The 23,525-nt window shown below is 60.9% G+C and carries 20 protein-coding genes; 10 read left to right on the forward strand and 10 right to left on the reverse strand.

Annotation, left to right across the window (positions count from 1 at the left end):
* Positions 1-31 precede the first annotated feature (31 nt).
* Entirely contained in the window at positions 32-1,195 is a 1,164-nt protein-coding gene (locus ACR0KM_RS00140; protein ID WP_480857321.1) for a pyridoxal phosphate-dependent aminotransferase, read from the reverse strand.
* On the opposite strand from ACR0KM_RS00140, the gene ACR0KM_RS00145 reads away from it, so the two are divergent.
* From ACR0KM_RS00145 to ACR0KM_RS00155, 3 genes are all read left to right on the forward strand, one after another.
* Positions 1,194-2,576 (forward strand): M48 family metalloprotease, encoded by a 1,383-nt coding sequence (locus ACR0KM_RS00145; protein WP_480857319.1) that lies wholly within the window; start codon positions 1,194-1,196, stop codon positions 2,574-2,576. The genes ACR0KM_RS00140 and ACR0KM_RS00145 overlap by 2 nt on opposite strands.
* Complete coding sequence (locus ACR0KM_RS00150) at positions 2,573-3,331, forward strand: DsbA family protein (protein ID WP_480857317.1); 759 nt, start codon at positions 2,573-2,575, stop codon at positions 3,329-3,331. Before ACR0KM_RS00145 ends, ACR0KM_RS00150 begins: the two co-directional genes overlap by 4 nt.
* 276 nt (positions 3,332-3,607) lie before the next feature.
* A complete protein-coding gene (locus tag ACR0KM_RS00155; RefSeq protein ID WP_480857315.1) occupies positions 3,608-4,168 on the forward strand; it encodes a CHAP domain-containing protein in 561 nt (186 codons plus the stop codon).
* 18 nt (positions 4,169-4,186) lie between these two features.
* Here ACR0KM_RS00155 and ispG read toward each other — a convergent pair whose 3' ends face one another.
* From ispG to hemA, 3 genes are all read right to left on the reverse strand, one after another.
* A complete protein-coding gene (ispG, locus tag ACR0KM_RS00160) occupies positions 4,187-5,308 on the reverse strand; it encodes a flavodoxin-dependent (E)-4-hydroxy-3-methylbut-2-enyl-diphosphate synthase (protein ID WP_480857313.1) in 1,122 nt (373 codons plus the stop codon).
* 70 nt (positions 5,309-5,378) lie between these two features.
* Complete coding sequence (locus ACR0KM_RS00165; RefSeq protein WP_480819687.1) at positions 5,379-6,593, reverse strand: helix-turn-helix domain-containing protein; 1,215 nt, start codon at positions 6,591-6,593, stop codon at positions 5,379-5,381.
* A 130-nt stretch (positions 6,594-6,723) separates the two neighbouring features.
* Positions 6,724-7,947, reverse strand: coding sequence for a 5-aminolevulinate synthase (gene hemA, locus ACR0KM_RS00170; RefSeq protein WP_480857311.1), 1,224 nt, complete (start codon positions 7,945-7,947; stop codon positions 6,724-6,726).
* A gap of 291 nt (positions 7,948-8,238) precedes the next feature.
* Here hemA and ACR0KM_RS00175 point away from each other — a divergent pair, with 291 nt between their 5' ends.
* Entirely contained in the window at positions 8,239-9,627 is a 1,389-nt protein-coding gene (locus tag ACR0KM_RS00175) for a M20/M25/M40 family metallo-hydrolase (protein ID WP_480857309.1), read from the forward strand.
* A gap of 136 nt (positions 9,628-9,763) precedes the next feature.
* Here ACR0KM_RS00175 and lpdA read toward each other — a convergent pair whose 3' ends face one another.
* Positions 9,764-11,158: a dihydrolipoyl dehydrogenase gene (gene lpdA / locus ACR0KM_RS00180; RefSeq protein WP_480819684.1), complete on the reverse strand. Its 1,395-nt coding sequence runs from the start codon at positions 11,156-11,158 to the stop codon at positions 9,764-9,766.
* Positions 11,159-11,363: 205 nt separating this feature from the next.
* Here lpdA and ACR0KM_RS00185 point away from each other — a divergent pair, with 205 nt between their 5' ends.
* The gene (locus ACR0KM_RS00185) at positions 11,364-11,798 is read left to right on the forward strand and encodes a hypothetical protein (protein ID WP_480857307.1); all 435 of its coding nucleotides are present in this window, start codon (positions 11,364-11,366) and stop codon (positions 11,796-11,798) included.
* On the opposite strand, the gene ACR0KM_RS00190 is transcribed toward ACR0KM_RS00185, so the two are convergent.
* The 4 genes from ACR0KM_RS00190 to ACR0KM_RS00205 form a co-directional block, all read right to left on the reverse strand.
* On the reverse strand, positions 11,795-12,376 hold the full coding sequence (locus ACR0KM_RS00190) for a DUF924 family protein (protein ID WP_480819682.1): 582 nt from the start codon (positions 12,374-12,376) through the stop codon (positions 11,795-11,797). The genes ACR0KM_RS00185 and ACR0KM_RS00190 overlap by 4 nt on opposite strands.
* 107 nt (positions 12,377-12,483) lie before the next feature.
* The gene (locus ACR0KM_RS00195; protein ID WP_480819681.1) at positions 12,484-13,758 is read right to left on the reverse strand and encodes an MFS transporter; all 1,275 of its coding nucleotides are present in this window, start codon (positions 13,756-13,758) and stop codon (positions 12,484-12,486) included.
* Between the two features lie 109 nt (positions 13,759-13,867).
* On the reverse strand, positions 13,868-14,914 hold the full coding sequence (gene queA, locus ACR0KM_RS00200; protein WP_480857637.1) for a tRNA preQ1(34) S-adenosylmethionine ribosyltransferase-isomerase QueA: 1,047 nt from the start codon (positions 14,912-14,914) through the stop codon (positions 13,868-13,870).
* 49 nt (positions 14,915-14,963) lie between these two features.
* Positions 14,964-18,347 carry a YhdP family protein gene (locus tag ACR0KM_RS00205; RefSeq protein ID WP_480865366.1) on the reverse strand — a complete coding sequence of 1,128 codons (3,384 nt, stop codon included), beginning with the start codon at positions 18,345-18,347 and terminating at the stop codon, positions 14,964-14,966.
* A 68-nt stretch (positions 18,348-18,415) separates the two neighbouring features.
* Here ACR0KM_RS00205 and ACR0KM_RS00210 point away from each other — a divergent pair, with 68 nt between their 5' ends.
* The 4 genes from ACR0KM_RS00210 to ACR0KM_RS00225 all read left to right on the forward strand — a co-directional run bounded on the left by ACR0KM_RS00210 (position 18,416) and on the right by ACR0KM_RS00225 (position 21,775).
* The gene (locus tag ACR0KM_RS00210) at positions 18,416-18,877 is read left to right on the forward strand and encodes a peroxiredoxin (protein ID WP_480819679.1); all 462 of its coding nucleotides are present in this window, start codon (positions 18,416-18,418) and stop codon (positions 18,875-18,877) included.
* Positions 18,878-18,962: 85 nt separating this feature from the next.
* Positions 18,963-19,781 carry a ferritin-like domain-containing protein gene (locus ACR0KM_RS00215; protein ID WP_480857635.1) on the forward strand — a complete coding sequence of 273 codons (819 nt, stop codon included), beginning with the start codon at positions 18,963-18,965 and terminating at the stop codon, positions 19,779-19,781.
* Between the two features lie 178 nt (positions 19,782-19,959).
* A complete protein-coding gene (locus ACR0KM_RS00220; protein WP_480857303.1) occupies positions 19,960-21,285 on the forward strand; it encodes a DUF5930 domain-containing protein in 1,326 nt (441 codons plus the stop codon).
* On the forward strand, positions 21,275-21,775 hold the full coding sequence (locus tag ACR0KM_RS00225; protein ID WP_480819677.1) for a bactofilin family protein: 501 nt from the start codon (positions 21,275-21,277) through the stop codon (positions 21,773-21,775). The genes ACR0KM_RS00220 and ACR0KM_RS00225 overlap by 11 nt, the downstream gene beginning before the upstream one ends.
* Before the next feature lie 90 nt (positions 21,776-21,865).
* Here ACR0KM_RS00225 and ACR0KM_RS00230 read toward each other — a convergent pair whose 3' ends face one another.
* On the reverse strand, positions 21,866-22,648 hold the full coding sequence (locus ACR0KM_RS00230; protein WP_480857300.1) for a hypothetical protein: 783 nt from the start codon (positions 22,646-22,648) through the stop codon (positions 21,866-21,868).
* Positions 22,649-22,802: 154 nt separating this feature from the next.
* On the opposite strand from ACR0KM_RS00230, the gene aqpZ reads away from it, so the two are divergent.
* Positions 22,803-23,489, forward strand: coding sequence for an aquaporin Z (gene aqpZ / locus ACR0KM_RS00235; RefSeq protein WP_480528789.1), 687 nt, complete (start codon positions 22,803-22,805; stop codon positions 23,487-23,489).
* Positions 23,490-23,525: the final 36 nt, after the last annotated feature.

The following is a 23,525-nucleotide window of genomic DNA, read 5'->3' on the forward strand; positions in this document are numbered from 1 at the left end:
CCTACAGCATCCCCCGGTCTTTGTGAACGGCCTAGGCTGGTGTCACCGTCGCTGCGCGTTCGGCCATGAAACGCTGCAGGCGGGCCAGACCTTCTTCGATGTCTGCCGTCGCGCGCGCATAGGAAAACCGCAGTGTGGTATGACCGCGCAGAGGGTCAAAATCCAGCCCGGGCGTGACGGCGACGCCAGCCTTATCCAAAACCTCAGCCGCGAAGGCGCGGCTGTCATCGGTCAGGTCCGAGACATCGGCATAGACATAAAACGCGCCGTCGGGCGGTGCGATATTGGCAAATCCGGCTTTGGGCAGCCCTTCCAGCATCAGTGCGCGGTTGCGGCGATAGACGTCCAGATTGGCCTGCAACTCATCCTCGCAATCCATCGCCGCCAACGCCGCGACCTGACTGGCATGAGGGGCGCAGATGAACATATTCTGCGCGATCCGCTCGACCACGCGCACCTGATCCTCGGGCACCACCATCCAGCCCACACGCCAGCCAGTCATCGAGAAATACTTGGAGAACGAATTGATCACGTAGCACTCATCCGTCAGCTCCAGCGCGGTGACGGCTTTGGCCTCATATTCCAGACCATGGTAAATCTCGTCACTGATGAACGAGGCGCCCTGCCCGTGCGCGGCCTCGATCAGCGCACCCATCGCGGCGCGATCCAGCATCGTGCCTGTGGGATTGGCCGGAGACGCCACCATCAGGCCCTGCAGGTTCAACCCGGCGAGATCGTCAGGTACCGGTTGCAACCGGTTTTCGGGTGCGGTGGGCAGATCGACGGGAACCAGCCCCAGTGCCTTCAGAATCTGCCGATAAGACGGATAGCCCGGCGCGCCGATCCCGACGCGGTCGCCGCTGTCGAACAACGCCGTGAAGGTCAGCAGAAACCCGCCCGAGGAACCGGGTGTGATCACCACGCGCTCGGGATTCAGATCGACGTCATACCACTCGCCATACAGCCGTGCGATCCGCTGGCGCAGGGCTGGCAAACCCAGCGCAACGGTGTATCCCAACGGGCCTTGGTCCATCGCTTTGACCAGTGCCTCGGTCGCGCCCTTTGGGGCACCGGTGCCGGGCTGGCCGACTTCCATATGAATGATATGCCGCCCAGCCTCTTCGGCGCGGCGCGCGGCTTCCATCACGTCCATCACAATGAACGGATCAACCCCGGACCGGGTTGAGTTTCTCATGCCCATCTCCCATGTTGCGGCCATGGCTTTGAAACGCGTATCCAGGCTGGCGTCAATCCCGGCCCTGATGCTGGCTGCGGTGATGTGGCTGGCGTCGAGCGCGCAGAGCCAGGCCCAAAGCCTGATCCGCGATGCCGATGTCGAACATGGATTACGCGAACTCGCCTTTCCGATTTTGCGCGCGGCGGGCCTGAACACCAACCGTGTGCGCATTCTGGTGGTCAACAGCAACACGTTCAACGCCTTCGTCATCGACCACAACACGATCTATGTGAACTACGGCCTGATCCTGTCGGTCGACACGCCCGAGATGCTGCAGGCCGTGATCGCGCATGAGGCGGCCCATATCGCAAACGGGCATCTTGCCCGGCGCGTGGAAAACCTGCGCGCGGCGCAACGCAATGCGCGGCTGGGCAATGTATTCGCCTTGGTCGTCGCAGCAGCGGGCGGCGGCGAAGCAGCCGCCGGGATCGCAACGGGCGCTACCGGGGCCGCGCTGCGCAGCTTTTTGGGTCATACTCGCGCTGAGGAGGCCTCGGCGGACCGCAGCGCTGCCAGTTATCTGAGATGGGCGGGCATCTCGCCACGCGGGATGGTTAACCTGCATCGCAAATTCGCCGGACAAGAGCTTCTGAGCGAGGCCAATCAGGACCCCTATATGCGATCCCATCCGACCAGCCGCGAACGCCTGCGCGCGGCCGAGCACTTTCTGGACGAGTTTGGTGATCAGGCGCAGCCGAATTCAGATGCTGACTATTGGTTTGCACGGGTCAAAGGGAAACTGTCCGCATGGCTGCGCGCGCCCGGCTGGACCTTGCGCCGCGCGGCTGAGGAGGCCGCCCCCGACATCCGCTTGATGCGCGAAGCCTCGGCACACCACCAGAACCGGGATCTCCCCCGGGCACGCGCCGCGATCGACAAAGCCCTTGAAATCCGACCGGACGACCCATTTTTCTATGAGCTGAAAGGCCAAATCCTGCTGGAAAACCGCCGCGTGAAAGAAGCGGTTGCAGCTTACGGCGCAGCTGTTGATATGGCACCAAACGACTCGCTGATCCTGGCCGGTTACGGGCGCGCCCTGCTGGCAGACGGACAGACAAAGGACGCCTTGCAAGCGCTAGAAAGGGCGCGCGCACGGGACTACCGAAATGCGCGGCTGATGCAGGATCTGGGCGCGGCGTATGCGCAGGTCGGCAACACCGGGATGGCCTCGACGGTCACCGCAGAACGATATGCTTTGCATGGTCGCATGGACGATGCAGGCATCCATGCCAAACGCGCCATCGGGTTGCTGCCCGAGGGGTCTCCGGGGTGGCAAAGAGCACAAGACGTGCTGATTGCCTCGGAACGGGCGAACAAACAAAAAAGGAAGCGAAAATGATCCTCAGACACACCGCACCCGCCCTGCTGGGGCTTTCCATGCTGGCCGCTCCGGCCCAAGCGCTGGACTTGAACGCCATGAGTGACGCCGAGCGGGCCGAATTCGGTGCGCAAGTGCGTGAATACCTGCTGGAGAACCCCGAAGTGATCATCGAGGCGATCAACATTCTGGAAGAACGCAACGCCGCTGCCGAAGCTGCAGCGGACAAGGAACTGATCGCCGCCAATGCCGACGCGCTGTTTAACGACGGCTACAGCTGGGTGGGTGGCAACCCCGACGGCGACATCACATTGGTCGAGTTCATGGATTATCGCTGTGGCTATTGCCGCCGCGCCGTGCCTGAAGTGGCCGAATTGCTGGCTGCAGATGGCAACATCCGGCTGGTGATCAAGGAATTGCCCATTCTGGGCGATGCCTCGGTCGTGTCCTCGCGCTTTGCTATCGCGACCAAACAGGTGGCGGGCGATGATGCGTATAAGCAAGTCCACGACGCGCTGTTGGAGTTCAGCGGCGAACCGTCCGAGGTGACCCTGCGCCGCATCTCGGACGGGCTGGGTCTAGACAGCGACGCGATCGTCGCCGCGATGGACAGTGACGCGGTAACTGCGGAAATCGCCCAGACCCGTGAACTGGCGCAGCGGATGCGGATTTCGGGCACCCCATCGTTTGTGCTGGGCACCGAGATGCTGCGCGGGTTCCTGCCTGCCGATCAGATGCTGCAGATTGCGGATGGCGTACGCGCCGAACAGGGCTGAGCCATAGGGCGACGCGCTGCCGTGGTTTCGCTCAGATACATGCAACTGGCGGCTTTGGCTTAGGAAGCCGCCAGTGGCTGCATTGGTCCTTTGTAAACCTTAGTTCCAACGCCTCATTCGCCGCGAGAGACGCGGATGCGCTTTTTATTGTGCCCATTTTCTCACACTGAACGCATGGAATCGGCAAAATCCCGCCGGGAATTTTCCGCGCCTCTTTTCATAATCCGCAAGTCCGCAATAAAACTCTGAGACCACTCCAATCAACGCCGAAGACCCTTGCAGAACAGCGTCAGTAAAACGAATAGGAATTGGCCGCGCCCGCCTGGCGTCGTTCGCGCTGCGATTGCGCTGGGACTTGTCGCGCTTTTATCGGCCTGTGCTCAGAATCCAAACCAAGTTGATCTCGATCCGGAACGCCAGTTGATGGCGCTGCAAGAAGTCTCCAGAAAACAGGCGCTGGGGCATCGTGTGTGGTGCGTGCCCTACGCCCGAAATCTCAGCGGCATCGAAATTCGCGGCAACGCCAAAGACTGGTGGGGCAAGGCGCGCAATATCTTTGATCGGGGCAATGAACCGGTCGTCGGGTCTGTGATGTCTTTTCGGGCGACACGTGGAATGCCCCTGGGGCATGTCGCGGTCGTCTCGGATATCGTAACCGAGCGTGAGGTTATCATTAACCACGCCAACTGGCACCGCAACAAAGTATCGTTGAGTATGAGCGTCAAAGACGTGTCCAAGAACAACGATTGGACACTGGTGCGGGTCGAAAGCCAACCCGGACAGTTTGGCAGTCAATATCCGGTGAACGGTTTCATTTATCCGAAGCTCGGCGAGTGATTCAAAACCACTTCGCTATTATTCCGCGGCTTCGGCCGCACCATCCAACTCTGCCGCCTTCTTCTCGACCTGTTCGACGATATGATCGATCATCTGATCGTTCGACATCTTGTGGCTGGCCTTGCCCGCCAGATAGACCATGCCGGACCCCGCCCCGCCGCCGGTGAAACCGACATCGGTCATCAACGCCTCACCCGGGCCGTTCACCACGCAGCCGATGATCGACAGGCTCATGGGCGTCTTGATGTGCTCCAGCCGACGCTCCAGCGCCTCAACCGTTTTGATCACGTCAAACCCCTGCCGCGCGCAGGAGGGGCATGAGATGATGTTCACCCCGCGATGGCGCAGGCCGAGGGATTTCAGGATTTCAAAACCCACCTTCACCTCTTCCACCGGATCGGCGGACAGGCTGACGCGGATCGTGTCGCCGATGCCCATCCATAGCAGGTTGCCCAGACCGATGGCGGATTTGATGGTGCCGCTGACCAGCCCTCCGGCCTCGGTGATCCCCAGATGGATCGGCGCATCGGTGGCCTCGGCAATGCCCTGATAGGCGGCGGCAGACAGAAACACATCGCTGGCCTTCACACTGATCTTGAAGTTGTGAAAGTCGTTATCCTCAAGGATACGGATATGCTCGAGCCCGCTTTCCACCATCGCCTCGGGGCACGGTTCTCCGTATTTCTCCAGCAGGTGCTTTTCCAAGCTGCCCGCGTTCACACCGATCCGGATCGAGCAATCGTGGTCGCGCGCAGCCTTGATGACCTCCTGCACCCGCGTCTCGTCCCCGATGTTGCCGGGATTGATCCGCAGGCAGGCCGCGCCTGCCTCGGCAGCTTCGATCCCGCGGCGATAGTGAAAATGGATGTCGGCCACAATGGGCACCGGGCTTTCGCGCACGATCTCTTTCAGAGCTTTCGACGACGCCTCATCCGGGACCGAGACGCGTACGATATCCGCCCCAGCCTCAGCCGCCGCCTGTACCTGCGCCACTGTCGCGGCCACATCGGTGGTCAGCGTGTTGGTCATGGTCTGCACGGCAATCGGCGCATCCCCCCCGACCGGGACGTTGCCGACCATGATCTGACGGGATTTACGGCGATAGATATCGCGCCACGGGCGTACGGGATTGTGGGACATGAGCATCGGTCCGGATCAGCCTGAGTTGCGCCTTAAATAGTGCGCCAAGCGGGAAGGAGCAATGCCGGGATTACTCGGCGGGCGCTTCTGTCGCCTCGGTCTGCAGTTCGGCCACCAGTTGCTTGAGCGCGCTGTTCTGCTCGGCCTCAAGATCGGCCACAGCGAAATTCTCAGCCACTGCGTCTTTCGACAGAACCACACCTTTGGTGACCGTGCCGGGCGCGCCGACGGGGCCAAAATGTTCGCCATTCATCGAGAAATAGACCGAGCCCGAGGCCCCTGCCCGCAGCTGAGGCGGTTCTTCGGTCAGCGGCACCTCGAACGTGCTGCCCTGTTCAACCGTGCCCAGGGTCCCTTCGAAGATCACGCTGCCATCGGCTGCAGTGACGCGCATCCATGAAGGGTTCACCGCCACGATCTTCAGGGTCGTATCCAGTTGCTCGACGACCTGCGGCAACGCAGGGCGTTCAACGGTGTGGACCTCGGTGACCTGAATCTGCGGCGGCTCGGGCGCGCGGAAGGTGCCAACCGTGCGGGGGTCGAGCGTCGAAATCGGTGCATCGCGCGCCACCAGAACCGGCACGTCCAGCGCCTGTGGGCGATACAGACGATCCAGCGCCTCAGCGCTTGGTGTTTCGACGCTTGCAAGCTCGGATTCGTCCGGGCGCGCCTGTGCGGCATCCAACGGATCGAGGTCGGTCAGCACGACAGGCGCCTGTTCCACCGGGCTGACCTGCACCTGCTGGATACGGTTCAGGACGGACCAGCCACCATAGCCAATACCGCCAATAACGGCCAACAGGACCAGGGTCGAGCCGATCGCGCGCGGTTCAATCTGGCTGACAACGGATTCGCGGCCCGGGATGTAGGGTGTATTGGGCGAGACAAAAGGATCACGCCCCATCGGCCCGCGCGCAGGCAAACCACCGGGCGTTTTCTTGACCACCGAAGCCTCGGCAGACATGCCGTGCGCGACTTCAAAGCCGCTTTCCTTGCAGAAGGTCTGAAACGTCTCGTCGGGGTTCATGCCCAGATAGCGGGCGTAAGACCGGACATATCCGGCAATGAAGCCTGGCGTGTCAAAGGCATCGGGATCGGCGTTTTCGATGGCGGCGATGTAGTTGGCTTTGATCCGCAGTTCGCGCTGCACATCCAGAAGAGACTTGCCCATCGTCGCGCGTTCGCCACGCATGACATCGCCAAGCCGCACCTCATAGTCATCAAACCCTTTGGGTCTGACATCCATGTCCTCTTCGGAATCGCGCTGTGATCTGCGCCCAATCATTCCTGCTGCCCCATCTTTGCCTGTCGCGTGTTACGCGATAGCGCCGAATCGCCCCTATAACGATTCGTCCGCTACTTTTGTTAGCGTAAGCCTAACACGCAGCAAACTCGTTGCACACTTTAGCGTGAGGTTAACCAGCAAGTTCGGCGCGATTTAGCGCACAATGTGACCAAAGTTCGTCCATCGCCTGCACCAGACGGTTCATTTCGTCGGGTCCATGCACCGGAGACGGGGTAAAGCGCAGGCGTTCCGTACCGCGCGGAACGGTCGGGAAGTTGATCGGCTGCACATAGATACCATAGTCATCCAGCAGCATATCGCTCAACTTCTTGGTGTGAACCGGGTTGCCAACGATCACGGGCACGATATGGCTGCCATGATCGATCAGGGGCATGCCCAGCCCTTTCAGGCGCAGCTTGAGGATGCTGGCCTGCGTTTGATGCTGCTCGCGCAGCTCGGGCGCGCGCTTGAGATACGCAACCGAGGCCGCCGCCCCTGCCGCAACCGCAGGTGGCAGCGAGGTGGTAAAGATAAAGCCCGGAGCATAAGACCGGATGGCGTCGCACATCTTGGCACTGGCGGCGATGTAGCCACCCATGACACCATAGGCCTTGGCCAAAGTCCCGTTGATAATGTCGATGCGATGGGCCAGACGATCACGCTCGGTCACGCCACCGCCACGCGGGCCGTACATGCCGACCGCATGGACCTCATCGATATAGGTCAGCGCGCCGAATTCATCGGCCAGATCACAGATTTCTTCGATCGGGCCAAAATCGCCATCCATCGAATAGACCGATTCAAACGCGATCAGTTTGGGGGCAGCGGGATCATCTGCTTCCATCAGCGCGCGCAGATGCGCCACGTCATTGTGGCGGAAGATGCGCTTGGCCCCGCCATTGCGGCGCACGCCCTCGATCATCGAGGCGTGGTTCAGGGCGTCCGAATAGATGATCAGGCCGGGGAAAAGCTTGGGCAACGTCGACAGCGTCGCGTCATTGGCAATATAGGCGCTGGTGAACAAAAGCGCCGCTTCCTTACCGTGCAGATCAGCCAATTCGGCCTCAAGCCGCTTGTGATACACGGTGGTGCCCGAAATGTTGCGCGTCCCGCCCGAACCTGCGCCTGCGGCATCTACCGCCTCGTGCATCGCCTCCAGAACGACCGGGTGCTGGCCCATGCCCAGATAGTCATTGCCGCACCACACGGTGATGTTCTGCTGTGACCCGTCGGGACAGGTCCGCACCGCATGCGGGAAATGCCCGTTGCGACGTTCGATGTCGATAAAGGTCCGGTAACGTCCTTCGTCATGCAGCCTGGCAATCGCTGTATCGAGCTGAGCAGTATAGTCCACCGGACCCTCCTTGGATGCCCGGTTATCTTCCCCCCGGACGCCTTATTTCACCACATCTGCAGACCAGCTGAAAGCGTGGCGTTACATTCCTCTGTTCAACTTGACTATGCCGAACTGCGGAACCCAACTTTGATTTGCATCAAATACCGCCTAACACCCCCCGCGACAAGAGAAGTTACGGCACCCGGACGCGAGGAAACGACGCAGGCAGGTCGCCCTGCAAAACGGGCTGGACGGCCCCGCCAGCGCTGATAGGCTCTGCCGCAAATCCAGACTTTGCAGGAGAGCCTTATGTCGCTTGACGCCGTACTCAGCCGGATCGACACCGATCTGACCCCCTCTATCGACCGCTTGATGGAGTTTTTGCGCATCCCCTCGATCTCGACCGATCCGGCCTTCAAAGAGCATGTCGACAAGGCCGCAGACTGGCTGGTGGCCGATCTCCAAAGCATCGGCATTACGGCTGAAAAGCGCCCGACCCCGGGCCATCCGATGGTGGTCGGTCATGTTGGCGAAGACAGCGACGGACCGCATGTCCTGTTCTACGGCCACTATGACGTGCAACCGGTCGACCCGCTGGAACTGTGGAATCGCGACCCGTTCGACCCCGCAGTAGAACAGACCGAACACGGAGAAGTGATCCGTGGACGCGGTTCGTCCGACGACAAAGGACAGCTGATGACCTTTGTCGAGGCCTGCCGCGCCTGGAAAGCGGTCCACGGAACGCTGCCTTGCCGCATCACCTTCTTCTTCGAGGGCGAAGAAGAATCCGGCTCGCCCTCGCTGGTGCCGTTCCTACAGGAAAACAAAGCCGAGCTGCAGGCCGATCTCGCGCTGGTCTGCGATACCTCGATGGTCTCGCGCGGTGTGCCTTCGATCGCCGCGCAACTTCGCGGCATGCTGAAGGACGAATTCACCATCATTGGCCCCCGCATCGATCTGCATTCGGGCCATTACGGAGGTCCCGGCCTGAACCCGTTGCGCGAACTCTCTCGCCTCGTGGCGTCGTTCTATGACGAAGAAACCGGGCGCGTCGCGGTTGAGGGTTTTTACGAAGGCGTTCACGAGGTTCCCGCCGACCAACTGCGCCAATGGCAGACCTGTGGGTTCGACGAGGCCGAATACCTGAACTCGGTCGGTTACACCCAACCGCACGGCGAAAAGGCGTATTCGACCCTCGAACAGCAATGGGCGCGCCCAACGCTTGAGGTGAACGGCCTCTGGGGCGGCTACAATGGCGCGGGATCAAAAACCGTGATCCCGTCCGAAGCGCATTGCAAAATCACATGCCGCCTCGTTGGCGACATGGACCCGGACGCCCTGCGCGGCAAAATCCGCAACCATATCGAACAGCGCCTGTCCCCTGACGCCAAAGTGGTCTGGGACAACGATCTCGAAGGCTCGCCCGCTTCGGTCATGAACCTCAACCGCCCGGAATTCGAAGCCGCACGCGGCGCGCTGTCTGACGAGTGGGAACGGGAGGCCGTCTTCACCGGTATGGGCGGTTCGATCCCGGTCGTGGGCTACTTTGACACTGTTCTGGGGCTGGACTCGATGCTGGTCGGCTATGCCAATGACGACGATGCAATCCATTCGCCGAATGAGAAATACGACGTCAGAAGCTTCCACAAGGGCATCCGATCCTGGGCGCGTATACTGGATGCGTTGACCAACACCTAAGCTTGGGTTTTGCGAGGCTCTGCCTCGCGCTCCGGGATATTTTTAGCCAGATGAAGGACGGATCCCCCGCTTCATCTGGCTAAAAATATCCCGGGGGAGTCGCGGCTTGCCGCGGCGGGGGCAGAGCCCCCTACCCTTACATGTGGATCACGCGCCCATAGGCATCCAGAACGCTTTCATGCATCATTTCTGACAGCGTCGGGTGCGGGAAGACGGTGTTCATCAGGTCTTCTTCCGTGGTTTCCAGCTGGCGACCCACCACATAGCCCTGGATCATCTCCGTCACCTCGGCGCCGATCATATGCGCACCCAGCAACTCGCCGGTTTTGGCATCAAAAATCGTTTTGATCAGACCTTCGGGTTCGCCCAAAGCGATAGCCTTGCCGTTACCGATGAACGGGAAGCGACCGACCTTGATGTCATAGCCAAGCTCTTTCGCCTTCGCCTCGGAATACCCCACAGACGCGACCTGAGGCTGGCAGTAGGTGCAGCCTGCGATGCTTTCGGGCTTCACGGGGTGTGCATGTTTGCCCGCGATGAGTTCGGCCACCATGACCCCTTCGTGGCTTGCCTTATGCGCCAGCCACGGCGCACCGGCGATATCGCCGATGGCATAGAGCCCCTCGACCCCGGTCCGGCAGTATTCATCGGTGATCACATGGGTTCGGTCGATTTTCACACCCAGCGCCTCAAGCCCCAGGTTTTCGACATTGCCAACGATCCCTACGGCCGAGATCACGGTGTCAAAGTCGTGTTTTTCGACCTTACCCTTCACCTCGATATGCGCGGTCACCTTACCTTTGGCGCGGTCAAGCTGCTTGACCATCGCCTTTTCCATGATCTTCATGCCCTGCTTGGTGAAGGCCTTCTTGGCAAAAGCGCTGATCTCGGCGTCTTCCACGGGCAGAACGCGGTCCATCACTTCGACGACGGTCGTGTCTGCACCGAGCGTGTTGTAGAAACTGGCGAACTCGATCCCGATCGCGCCCGAGCCGATAACCAGCAGCTTCTTGGGCATACGCGGCGGCTGCAGCGCATGTTTGTAGGTCCAGACCAGATCACCATCCGCTTCCAGCCCTGGCAGTTCCCGAGCGCGTGCGCCCGTGGCCAGAACGATATTTTTGGCCGCCAACTCCTCGGTGCCTTTATCGGTCTTTACGCTGACTTTGCCCTTTGACGGGATCGTCGCCTCGCCCATCACCACATCAACTTTGTTCTTCTTCAACAGATGTCCGATGCCACCCGACAACTGAGCCGCCACCCCGCGTGAGCGTTTGACGACCGCGTCAAGGTCGTATCCCACCTTGTCGGCCTTAAGGCCAAAATCCTTAGCGCGCTCCATCAGATGGAAAACCTCGGACGAGCGGAGCATGGCCTTGGTCGGGATGCAGCCCCAATTCAGACAGATGCCACCCAGGTGCTCGCGTTCGACAACGACGGTTTTCAGACCCAGCTGAGCCGCACGAATAGCCGCGACATAGCCTCCGGGGCCTGCCCCGATTACGATCAGATCATAAGATTTTGCAGCCATGTATCCCTCTCGGCGCAGTCCGGTTTCAAAACTAGTTTACCATTAAACTATTTTTTGGAGCGCATCAACATCACTGCCCGCGACATATGTGACGCAGGGTCAGATCACCAATCGGACCCCGGATTGAGCCTATACCCGGGGGCCTTCAATGACTAGAAGCAAAACCCAGAGCTTTCCGTATCAGCATGTTACAAAGAGGACTGGCATGGCAAAAACACTCAAAGATCTACTGCTTGCGCTGTTGAACGCGACTCTGATCCTGCTGGCGTTATGCCTGTTTCTGGGGTGGAAACTGGCGCAGTCCGTGAATGATATCAGGACAGGGGTCACAGAAAGTCTGCAGATCGTGACGCCGTTGCGCGATCAGGCGCAGAATCTCCAGTCCGAGCTTGCGGCATTGCGCAGTGATCTTGCGGCAGTTCGGACGCAGGGGTCTGCGCTTGATTCTGCAACGGCGCAACAGCTAAACGCCAGCTTGCAGCGATTGAGTGTTTTGGAGGACAGCCTGAAAGACGCTCAGACCCGGTTGGGAGGTCTTGTGGAAAATCCGCAAGACCTGATTGATCATGCAATCACAACGGCAGTGGATGACGTGACGGACAGCCTTCTGAGCATCCGTGGGTGCATACCTGCCACCTAGGTCGCGGCCGCCTGCAACTCGCGCACGGTGGCGCCGTAGCCACCGTTGCTGACATAAGCGGCTTCGTGTTCAGTGGTGTTTCGATCCAGCGCATCGTTGCGGTATGGGAAACGACCGAACTTGCGGATCACCTCGCGATGCGCCCGCGCGTGCAGCAGGTTTCTGGCACCGGCCTGCGGCATACGCTCGTGCATCAGCCGCACACAGCGTTCCTGATCACACAGATTTTCCGAATGCATCATCGGCAGATAGAAGAACTGCCGCGCCGGTTCGTCGATCTTCATGTCCCACCCTTTGTCGACCGCACATTTTGCCGCCGCCAGTGCCGCACGATCCGTCGCGAACGCTTGCGCATCACCCCGGAACATATTGCGAGGGAACTGATCCATAAGGATAATATAGGCCAGCGCACCGCTGGGATAGGTCAGCCAAAGCGAAAATCGACCCTCGCATGCGGCCTTCCAAGTTGACAGAAATTTGTCACGGATCTGCGCATCAAGCGCTTCATCCTGCAGGTACCACCCGTCCGGGCCAACCTCATCTAACCAAAAACTCAATACTTCTTCAGGAGCAACCATTGCCCTAGACTCCGTAATTGTCCTCCCCAGGGACGTAACGTCATTTAAATGTCTTTTACAGATTTGTAACAGTAACATATTGCAACACAAAAGTCACAAATCGCGCGTCAGGCAGGTTCTTGCGCATCCTGCTCTTCCTGTGCGGCTTCGATGACAACCTCTTGCGCCACTTCAAGCGCCACGGGGGATGAGGTCGGGTAAATCGGGGCGATGCTGCCCGTTTCGTCCACCGGCACATAGGCACGCTGCGTCATGCGATACGCGGCATACAGGGCCATCGCGAACATCAGTGCTGCGATGAACAGGAAGAAGCCGGATGGCCCCAAAAGACCCAGCCCCATCAGCCACCCGGTAATCACCGGTCCCGCAATCGCGCCAAGGCCGTTGATGAATACCAAGCCGCCAGAGGCAGCCGACATATCGTCATATTCAAGGTAGTCATTGGTGTAGGCGATCAACAGGGAATATAGCGGGCTGGTCATGCCGCCAATCACAAATGCCGCCAACAGCAGGATGGGAAAGGCCCCCGCCCCGAAAAGCATGCCGATCAGCGCACCCAGGCCACCGACCGCCGACACCAGCAGGATCAGGATACGCCGGTCCATCCGATCCGAGACCCAACCCAGAGGATATTGCAGCAGCACCGCTCCGATATAGAACGACGCGACAAAGGTCGAGATTTCGACCAGCGACAGGCCCGCCTGCGCACCGTAGACCGCGCTCATACCGAATTGCGCCGAGAACACGCCGCCCAGGAGGAACATGCCGACACAGCCCAGCGGAGACGTCTCCATCAACTTGCGCAGTGTCATCGGTTTGGTGGTGTCAAACGCCGGTGTGGGCGAGATCGACAACAAAATCGGCGCAAATGAGATCGAAACCAGAATCGAAGCGATCACAAAGGTCTCATACCCTGCAGGGTCGCCCACCAGCAGCAGTGCTTGCGCACTGACGACGCCCGCCATCTGCACGATCATATAAAGCGACAGCGCCTGCCCCCGGTTTTCGTTGCTGGCGGCGTTGTTCAGCCAGCTCTCGGCCGTTACATACACACCCGAGAAACAGAACCCGATTACGACCCGGCCCAGCGACCACGCAATCGGGTCCGTCAGCATCGGGTACATGATCATCACGGCAGAGATAAACGAGGCCAGCGCCGCAAACACGCGCACATGCCCCACCCGCCGGATCATCTCGGGCGCAAGGCGTGACCCACCGAGGAAGCCCAGAAAATAAGCCGACATCACAAAGGACATCTCAAGGGTCGAGAAGCCCTCGATCTCACCCCGCACACCCAGCAACGTGCCCTGCAGGCCGTTGCCGACCATCAGCAATCCCATCCCAAGAAGAAGCGCCCACGCGCTGGAAAGAACCTGAAGCATGCTGCCTATCCAAATGCCAAAAGTTTCACAGTTTGCTTAGCGCTCACATACAGGCTGCATCGCGCTTGTCCACGACATTGTTTAAGACGCGAACGGAACACATTCACATTCACGGGATCAGCAGCGATGCGTCCCCGTAAGAGAAGAACCGGTATTCCTGTGCGATGGCGTGATCATAGATCGCCTGCATCCGCTCTCGCCCCATCAAGGCCGAAACCAGCATCAGCAGGGTGGATTTCGGCAGGTGAAAATTGGTCATCAGCGCATCGGTCGCGTGAAAGTGAAACCCGGGGTAGATAAAGATATCGGTTTCACCTTCCCATGGCGCGATCTCTCCGCCGCGGGCCGCGCTTTCGATCAGACGCAATGCAGTGGTGCCGACGGGGATAATGCGCCCGCCCGCCGCTTTGGTCGCGGCGATTTCGGCAGCGGCCTGCGCGCTGACACGGCCCCACTCGGCATGCATCTTGTGGGTTGTGACATCCTCGACCTTGACCGGTAAAAACGTACCCGCCCCTACGTGAAGCGTCACATAGGTGATTTCGACCCCGCGCGCCGCCAAAGCGCGCAGTACCGCGTCATCAAAATGCAGCGACGCGGTCGGAGCCGCCACCGCGCCGGAATGGCGGGCCCAGATGGTTTGATAATCGGTCTTGTCTTGCTCATCCGCTGCGCGTTTGGCTGCGATGTAAGGCGGCAGCGGCATCGCCCCCGCCTGTTCCAGCGCTGCGTCGAAATCCTCGCCCACCAGATTGAACCGCAGGTAGGCCTGCCCATCCGCAACCCGATCCAACGTGGCGCTGAGGTCATCGGAGAAGATGATCTCTTCACCCGGCTTTAGCTTTTTGAGCGGTTTCACCAACGCCGTCCAACTGCCATCCGCCTGCGGCTCTAACAGTGTCGCTTCGATTGCGGCCGAGACAGGCCCCTGCGCGCTATTGCGGTGTCGACGACCGCTGAGCCGCGCGGGGATCACGCGCGTGTCGTTCAACACCAGACGGTCGCCCGGCTGCAAAAGGTCGGGCAGGTCATAGACGTGCTGATCACGAACGGCATCGCCCTGCGCCAGTAGCAGCCGCGCCGCAGACCGCGGGCTGGCGGGGCGCGTGGCAATGAGGTGTTCGGGCAGGTGGAAATCAAAATCGCTCAGTTTCATGGCCGCGCCATACATCGCCCTAACAGATTCGGCCACCACCGCGTTCAGATCAGCGGTCTTCCCCGCGTCTCTGTAGTGCGGGATGCGGCTGCTCTGATCGTTTGGGGGCGGCATTCGGGCCATCCGAAACGGTTGGTGCAGGCTGGCGCATCAGATTGCGCAGGAAGAGCGGCGCCAGCCCCGATAGCGGATTCACCGACACCTTCGGCTCGGCCAGCGGGCCGGTCAGTGTGTAGTTGAACGCAAACACGCCCTCGCCCTTCCGGGTCAGGACGCTGCCAATCGCATTCAACAGATAGATCGGAGAGATCGCGCCACGCAGGTTCAGGACCTGGGCCACCGTGTCGATTGTACCATCGAAGGACAGCCCCATCGAAGGGCCCACGGCGCTGCCGCTGAGTATTTTGACCTCGGTCGGGGTAAGGCGCATCTTGCTGTCGATCGCCGAAAAGAAGATGCCCTGCCCGACCATTTCGTCCAGAAGCCCGACAAGACTGATCGCATTGAGCAGCGCAGCCATCGCCGGAGCATCCACGATGCGCGTTCCTTCGATCCGCAGATCAACGTCATAGTTACCGGGCTCGGCAATCGGGTCGAGCTGCACCTGCAGATTGCCGCCCCGGGCCTGCGTGATCAGACCGGCCGATCGCATGACTGCACCCGCGTCGGCAGAGGTCAGACCAACAGCGGTGCGCCCGTCGCGCGGTGTCACCTGCCCTTTGATCGGCGCGCCGCCGTTGACCTGCGCGGCAAACGCGCCCGTCAATCCTCCGGTGGTTTGAAATGTGCCGGTCAGCCCGGTCAGGGCCACCGCCTCGGTCACTTGCAGCCGGTCGAGCGTTACGTCCAGCTTGGGTCCCGGCCCGCCGGTCCCGCCATCGCCGCCGCCCTCGCCCAGCGTTGATTTACCCAGATCCAACACTCCACCCAATACGCGGATATCAGGCAGAGCCGCGCCACGCGCGATCAATTCCGCCGGAACTGCCAGCCAATCACCCAGTTCGAAGGAACTGAAACGGACCCGATCGAAATTGCCGTCCCGGAACGAAATACTAGCCGAGGTCCGCAGCCCGGCGGCATTGATCCTCAGCGCATCGACGCTGAGCTGAGACCCAAGCGTTACCTCTGCTGTCAGGGTCCCGCTGGTCGTCGGCGCTTTGCGCCAACCCAGTTCGGGGATCGCCAGCGACACCCCGACAAGATCCGATTGCGCCGTCAGTTTTAGCGGCTCTCCCGCGCCAATCCCAAGCGAGAACTCTGCCAGACCCTGCCCCGTCAGCATCCCATTTGGCAGGCCGGCTTTGATCTCGGCCAACAGCCGGGGCGAAAGCTCGATCTGTCCACTCAGTGTGCTGCGCTGCGGATCCTGTCCGCCGATAGGCTGCTGCCAAAGCGCCGTTACCGGCACTGTTCCGAACAGCCCCTCTCCGTCAATCGACACGCCGGTCTGATCCCCTGTCAGACGCAGACGGTCGGCGCTGACCTCAAAGCCCGGGACAAGCCTGTCACTGTCGAGATCGGCCAGAACGCCGTCAAAGTGAAATTGCGTATCGTCGAGCTTCAAACCCTTGATCAGCGGCAGCGATAATGTGCCATCCAAACTCACTTGACCATCGGCCAAGTCCACCGGCAAATTCGCCTTGGTCAGAAGCGAAAGCGGGGGCCGGTCCAACAGGGACAAGGCTGCCGTGACACTGCCGCTCGCCCGTATTCGCGCGATGCCCGGTGCGCCCTTCTTGATCGAAGTGTCGGGAATGATGAACGATGTTCCAGCGGCATCAATCGCGCCACCCTGGTCCGCGATCACCACGCCTGCCTGCGCAGTTACGCTAAACCGTCTGTTCAAAAGGCTGGCCTGCCCCTGACCGCCCTGAATTGGCGGCAGGGTCTTTGCAAATGTCAGACTGGTCTTTTCGAACTCGAAATCCGCATAGATATCTGGCGGCGCGCCGGGTTTCAGGCGCAGGGCAAAGTCCAGATCGGACATCTCTCCGGTGTGCAGGTTCTTGGTCACCCAAAGACGCGGCTTTGGGGCCAATCGCTCTGGCCAGTAGCCCAGAAGTTGATCCGAACTCATCCGGTCGATCTGGGCGTCGATCTGCGCCTCCCAGCCTTCGGACAGACCGGCCAGCGCACCGCTGAGCCGTAGGCGGTGCGTACCATCCTCGACAGTCATCTGACCTACACGCATCCGGAAAGGCGCGAGTTTCATCTGAAAATCCACATCCGCGCGCTTCAGGTTCAAAGCTTCGGGGAACAGGTTTGCCGGGTTGACCTCGATCCCGCTGAGGCGGAATTGCCCGGCCATACTGTCAAGCCCCCCTGCATCGGCACCTTCGAGAAACGCCTTGCCTTCCGCCTGCACCTGCCCCCAGGCCGAGTTGACCGAGATTTCATTGAAATCCAGAACCGCCTGCTTGGGGTCGTAGGTAAAGTAGGTGCGCGCCGACTCGAACCGGACCGGCACGGTTTCCGGTGTCGGCTGCACCGCCCCCGCACCCAGGTTCAACGTGGCAAAGACCGGCCCCAGCGCCGCATCCGCGTCTACGCTGCCGCGCAAGGCCCCCGAGATCGGTGCCCGCAACACCTGCATCCAGGCCAGTGCCGGGCTGTGTCCGGCAATATCCTCGGCGGGAAGATCGGTAATCGACACCCCGAACTGCGCGGCCGCGCTGTCCAGAGAGCTGGTATAATTCGCCTCGATTCCGCTGACAAAATCACGCCCGGATAATAGCGAGAAGCCGGTCGCCAGCCGCACTTCGCGTGCGCTGCGCGTCGCCTGAATATGCCCCCCATCCAAGACCCAGGATCGACCCAGACGCAGGTCGCGATAGTCCAGTGTGATCGAATCCAGCTGGACCGACGTCAGCGCCGAAAGCGCAGGTGATCGAAAGACCTCGTCCGAGGCTTCGATCAGTTGGGCCAGGTTCGGAGCTTCGCCAACCGGGGCGCTTCCTGTTCCCACCGTAAGCGACAGCGCCCCGTCCTGTCCGCGGGTCAAAGCGATCTGGGCCCCCTGCAGAATGATCCGCTTGGGCCGGACGTTCCCGCGCAGCAGAGGCCGCATGGCAAGGCTGGCCCTCAGGTCGCGGACTTCGGCGATCTGTTGCCCCGCCGCATCACTGACGCGCACGTCAGTAAGGCGCAGCCGGGGCCTCCAGCCTTCGTTAATGATGAAACTCACATCGCCGAACCGGATCTGTACCCCGCCCAAGGCCTGATCCAGCCTTGCCTCGACCCGGTCACGTACCCATTCGGGCGCATGCAACCGATGCCCGACCACCATGAACCCGGTGAACACCGCCAGAAACGCAAGAAAGAAAACACCCCCCATCGCCCACAGGCCAGCCACCCGCCGACGCGAGCGACGGCGCGGCTTCTTGCCGACCTCTGCCCCATCTTGCTGATCTTGCTGAACCAATTCGCGTTCCACGCCTTTCAACCCGCTCACAGTGCCCTATGATAATGGGCGACCCTTAAATTTTTCAGCCGGAGTTCAAAATGCCCGACGTTTCAGACATCGCACCCGACTTTACACTGCCTCGTGACGGCGGCGGAGACGTGACCCTGTCGGAACAACGCGGTCGCGCCGTCGTTCTGTTTTTCTATCCCCGCGATGATACGCCGGGCTGCACCAAGGAATCCATCGGTTTCTCGGAACAGCTTCAGGCATTTAGTGACGCAGGCGCTAACGTTTTCGGCATCTCGCGCGACACTGTCGCCAAGCATGACAAATTCGTCGCCAAACACGGGCTGACCACGCCACTGCTGTCCGATGACGGCCAGACCGTGTGCGAGGATTACGGCGTCTGGGTCGAAAAGAATATGTATGGCCGCAAATCCATGGGCATCGAACGCTCAACCTTCCTGATCGACGCCGAGGGCAAGATCGCCCGCGTCTGGCGCAAGGTGAAGGTTCCCGGCCACGTCGATGAGGTGCTTGAGGCCGTGCGCGGGCTCTGACCCTCTCGACCCGCCCTTGCATCCGCGCTATGCCCCGCACGCATACAGCGTAAGGGGACAAGCCGTGGCGAAAACACTGACCCAAATGGCGACCGAGGTTCTGACCACAGCGGATGGGCGGGCCAAGACCGCGCTATCCAAACGTCACGCCGCCGCTTGGTTCGCATCCCGCAAGGGCGAGGCTGAGGCGATCGAGATCGGAACCGCCACGCCCCCGCTGAACCCGGCGCGCCCGGACAAGCCCGACCTGCTGTCGCCGCGCGATGTGCCGCGCCGCAGGCCGGGGTCCGAGGCCGGGCGCATCGCCCTGCTGCACGCGGTCGCCCATATCGAGCTGAACGCGGTGGACCTGCACTGGGACATCATCGCCCGGTTCGGCCACGTCCCGATGCCCATCGGGTTCTACGACGACTGGGTCAAATGCGCCGAAGAAGAATCGCGCCATTTCGAGATGATCTGCGATTGCCTTGAACAGATGAACAGCCATTACGGTGCCCTACCCGCCCATGCGGGCATGTGGCGCGCGGCCGAGGACACGGCTGAGGACCTGATGGGCCGCCTCGCCGTGGTGCCCATGGTGCTTGAGGCCCGCGGGCTGGACGTCACCCCCGGCATGATCGACATTTTCCGCAAGGCCAAGGCAGATGACGCCGTGGCCGCGCTGGAAGTGATCTATGCCGAAGAGGTCGGCCATGTCGCCTATGGCTCGAAATGGTTCCACTTCCTGTGCGGACGCGAAAATGCGGATCCCAAGGATGTGTTCCACACGCTGGTGCGCCGCTATTTCCACGGTGCACTCAAGCCACCCTTCAACGAGGAAAAGCGCGCCGAAGCGGGCCTGCCGCCCGATTTCTACTGGCCGCTGACCGAAGAGTTGCCACCACCAGGAGTTGTGGCCGACTGACCGGAAACGCCCGGTTTCGGCAAGTTCCCGCCGATCGCCTGCGGGAATTCCCCGCTCGGGGCGCTTGATTGGTTAACAAACTTGCCCGATTGACCCGACCGCTTTATGCAGTCGCCCCAAGGGGCGGCTACTCACTCACGACCGGCTCCGGGATATGGGGACAATTGAGGTAGGACGCGTGCGCACACGTCTGGCAATAAAACTACACTCACTGCTCGAGCGGCACTTTCCTGAACGCCGGGTCTTTCTGAAATCCGACAATGACACCCGGTTCATCCGGCTGAGTTCCGAGACTCAGATCGCCGCCGTCGCAGGCGTCGCCGTGATGGTCGCCTGGACGGCGATCGCAACGTCCATCCTGCTGATGGATAGCATCGGGTCGGGGAATTTCCGGGAACAGGCCAAGCGCGATCAGGCGACCTATCAGGAACGGCTGAACATCCTGTCGGCGGAACGCGACGCGCGCGCCGCCGAAGCGTTGGCCGCTCATGAACGGTTCAACGCGGCGCTGGAGCAAATTTCTGTGATGCAGTCCGAGCTGCTGGAATCGGAAAACCGGCGTCGTGAGCTTGAGACCGGGATCGAAGTGATCCAAACCACGCTGCGCGCAACCATGAAACAGCGTGAAGACGCCCGTTCCGAGCTGGCCGAGCTGAAGGACAGTTCGGATGGCGATGCGGCCTATATGATGGCGTCGGCCAACCCGGCGCAAATGGCCTTCATGACCGAGGCACTGGCCCGCACCGCAGCGCAGCGCGACCAGATCGCCGCCGACGCGCAGGGTGCGCTGGATCAGAAAGATGAGCTGGAGCTGGAAATCCGGCTGATGCAGGAACGCAGCGACGAGATCTTCCGCCAGTTGGAAGAGGCAATGCTGATCTCGGTCGAGCCCTTGGACAAAATGTTCCGCAGCGCGGGCATGCCAACAGATCGTATCCTCGACGAAGTTCGGCGCGGATATAGCGGTATGGGCGGTCCGCTGACCCCTTTATCCCTGAGCACACGCGGTGAGGAACTGACCCCCGACCAGATCCGCGCCAATATCCTGCTGGAACAGATGGACCAGCTGAACCTCTATCGCATCGCTGCCGAAAAGGCCCCCTTCGCCAGCCCGGTGCGCGCAGCGGTTCGCTTCACCAGCGGCTATGGCACCCGCCGAGACCCCAAAACCGGGGGCCGTCGCATGCATAACGGCGCAGATTTCGCCGGCCCGGCCGGCACCGATATCTTTGCGACGGCTGATGGCGTGGTCACTCATGCGGGCTGGCAATCGGGCTTTGGACGGCTGGTCAAGATCAGGCACGCCTTCGGGATTGAGACACTTTACGCTCATAACACAAAGATACGTGTAAAGGTTGGTCAAAGGGTCTCGCGCGGGGATCATATTGCTGATATGGGTAGCACCGGACGGTCCACCGGCACGCACCTGCACTATGAGGTGCGCGTGAACGGAAAACCTGTAAATCCAATGACTTACATCAAGGCTGCGAGAAATGTTTTCTAAGAGCAAAATCAACGAACCCGGATCGAAAGAGCCTGAGGCAGCAAAACCCGCCGCTCCGGCCACTCCGGCGGCGCCTGCCCCGGCTGAAACCAAGGCCAGCACCCCGCCCAAGCCCAAGCCGCCCGCATCGGTCCTGTCCTCGGACCTGCACATCACCGGCAACCTGAAGACCTCGGGCGATATCCAAGTCGAAGGCACCGTCGAAGGCGACATCCGCGCCCATCTGCTGACCATCGGCGAAACCGCCACCATCAAGGGCGAAGTCACCGCCGATGACGTTGTGGTCAATGGCCGCATCGTGGGCCGTGTGCGTGGCCTGAAGGTCCGCCTGACCTCCACCGCACGGGTGGAAGGCGACATCATCCACAAGACCATCGCCATCGAAAGCGGCGCGCATTTCGAAGGCTCTGTACAGCGTCAGGACGACCCGCTGAACCCGGGCCGCGGTGGCAAATCGGGGGCCAACCCTGCTGCGGAAGCACAGAAGTAAATCCAGCACCGGATTTCAGAGACCAACGCCGCAGCCCGCGCTGCGGCGTTTTTCTTTGATCGGGCCGTATCCGGCTGACTTGATGCTCGGCTAATCCGGCGGCTGGTTCCAGCTTGCGTCCGTTTCAATGACGGCTGCGACGGCCAACGCCTTCTCTGACAGATCAGGCGGCGTATCATCGGCAAAGGCCAACTGCTGCAACCTGCGATACATCGCGCGAGAGGTGTAAAAATCGAACACCTCGGTGCGCGCTGGGCTTTCCCAGAAGGCGGTCATCCAGACCGACTCGCGCCCCGGTACGCGCCCCGCACACCAATCCCGCCAGAACCGGCGGGCCAGAACCGCGCTGCGCTGTGCCGCCACCTGATCCAGCAGCTCCTGCAACGGCCAACCAGCCAGCGCGAACATGCACAATGTATCGTCAAGCGCCTCGCCCATATCATCCGCAAGGGCGCGGTTCAGGTAAAGGCGCTGGAAGCGGTCCAGAACGCTCCATTCGTCGGCAGACCAGTTCGCGGCCACGCCTGTGGCGAACCGGTTCAGACTGACTTCGGGGCCGGCGTTGCTGACATCCTCGCCATAGGCCAGAATTTCCAGCACACGCGGCAGAAGATAACCCCATGTCGCTTTGGCGATCCCGCTGGGATCATAAGCCGCAAAGTACCAGTCCTGAACATAGCTCAGTGGCAGATCGCCGATCGGAGGGTTGAAGAAATCTGCCTCGATATCGGCATCCATGCAGCATCCCTCGCACACCTCGATGCTTGCAGGTTTGGGATAGGCGAACACGCGATAGGCCTCTTGCACAAGCTCGTAAAACGGCTCGCCCACCGCGACCTTCGGAGTGAAAGGTTGTTTGCGTTCTTGCCCCATACGGACCCCGCTGAAAACTGAAGAGGGTCCCTCAGGTCTACCCCCGCGCCCTGCATCTGGCAAACCCATCGCCTGAAACGGGCCGCAAACTTCAATTTCACAAAAACTGATTTCTGAATTACACTCCACCCCATTGTTTTCCGGAGGAGATTTCATGTCATCAAAACTCATGGCCGAGTTTTTCGGCACGTTCTGGCTGGTCCTGGGCGGCTGCGGCAGCGCGGTACTGGCGGCAGGTGTGGCCGATGTGGGTATCGGCTGGCTGGGCGTTTCGTTTGCCTTTGGCCTGACGGTTCTGACCATGGCCTATGCCGTGGGTCATATCTCGGGCGGGCATTTCAACCCTGCGGTCAGTCTGGGCCTGATGATCGGAGGGCGGTTCGACGCCAAAGACCTGATCCCCTACTGGATTGCGCAGGTGATCGGCGCGATTGCCGCCGCTGCGGTGCTGTATCTGATCGTCAGCGGTGCGCCCGGTTTCGAAGGCGCGGGCGGCTTTGCCTCAAACGGATATGGCGAGGCTTCGCCCGAGGGGTACTCACTGATGTCGGCGCTGATCATCGAGATCGTGATGACCGCGTTCTTCATCGTGATCATTCTGGGCGCGACGTCGAATTTTGCACCCGAAGGGTTTGCGCCCATCGCCATCGGCCTTGGGCTGACCCTGATCCACCTGATCTCGATCCCGGTGACGAACACATCCGTCAACCCGGCGCGATCAACCGGCGTTGCCCTGTTTGCCGACGGCCCGGCGCTGGCGCAGTTGTGGCTGTTCTGGGTGGCCCCGCTGATCGGTGCTGCAATCGGCGCCGTGATCTGGCGGGCCATGGGCGACGACTAAGCCCCAAAGCAAAGGCCCCGGCGCAATCCGCACCGG

The sequence above is a fragment of the Ruegeria sp. G10 genome (genome assembly GCF_056533645.1).

Coding starts and splice junctions, on each gene's coding strand:
- ACR0KM_RS00145 (WP_480857319.1), top strand. CDS start 1,194: ATGCCCATCTCCCATGTTGCGGCCATGGCTTTGAAACGCGTATCCAGG.
- ACR0KM_RS00140 (WP_480857321.1), bottom strand. CDS start 1,195: ATGAGAAACTCAACCCGGTCCGGGGTTGATCCGTTCATTGTGATGGAC.
- ACR0KM_RS00150 (WP_480857317.1), top strand. CDS start 2,573: ATGATCCTCAGACACACCGCACCCGCCCTGCTGGGGCTTTCCATGCTG.
- ispG (WP_480857313.1), bottom strand. CDS start 5,308: ATGTCCCACAATCCCGTACGCCCGTGGCGCGATATCTATCGCCGTAAA.
- ACR0KM_RS00165 (WP_480819687.1), bottom strand. CDS start 6,593: ATGATTGGGCGCAGATCACAGCGCGATTCCGAAGAGGACATGGATGTC.
- ACR0KM_RS00175 (WP_480857309.1), top strand. CDS start 8,239: ATGTCGCTTGACGCCGTACTCAGCCGGATCGACACCGATCTGACCCCC.
- lpdA (WP_480819684.1), bottom strand. CDS start 11,158: ATGGCTGCAAAATCTTATGATCTGATCGTAATCGGGGCAGGCCCCGGA.
- ACR0KM_RS00185 (WP_480857307.1), top strand. CDS start 11,364: ATGGCAAAAACACTCAAAGATCTACTGCTTGCGCTGTTGAACGCGACT.
- ACR0KM_RS00190 (WP_480819682.1), bottom strand. CDS start 12,376: ATGGTTGCTCCTGAAGAAGTATTGAGTTTTTGGTTAGATGAGGTTGGC.
- ACR0KM_RS00195 (WP_480819681.1), bottom strand. CDS start 13,758: ATGCTTCAGGTTCTTTCCAGCGCGTGGGCGCTTCTTCTTGGGATGGGA.
- queA (WP_480857637.1), bottom strand. CDS start 14,914: ATGAAACTGAGCGATTTTGATTTCCACCTGCCCGAACACCTCATTGCC.
- ACR0KM_RS00210 (WP_480819679.1), top strand. CDS start 18,416: ATGCCCGACGTTTCAGACATCGCACCCGACTTTACACTGCCTCGTGAC.
- ACR0KM_RS00215 (WP_480857635.1), top strand. CDS start 18,963: ATGGCGACCGAGGTTCTGACCACAGCGGATGGGCGGGCCAAGACCGCG.
- ACR0KM_RS00225 (WP_480819677.1), top strand. CDS start 21,275: ATGTTTTCTAAGAGCAAAATCAACGAACCCGGATCGAAAGAGCCTGAG.
- ACR0KM_RS00230 (WP_480857300.1), bottom strand. CDS start 22,648: ATGGGGCAAGAACGCAAACAACCTTTCACTCCGAAGGTCGCGGTGGGC.
- aqpZ (WP_480528789.1), top strand. CDS start 22,803: ATGTCATCAAAACTCATGGCCGAGTTTTTCGGCACGTTCTGGCTGGTC.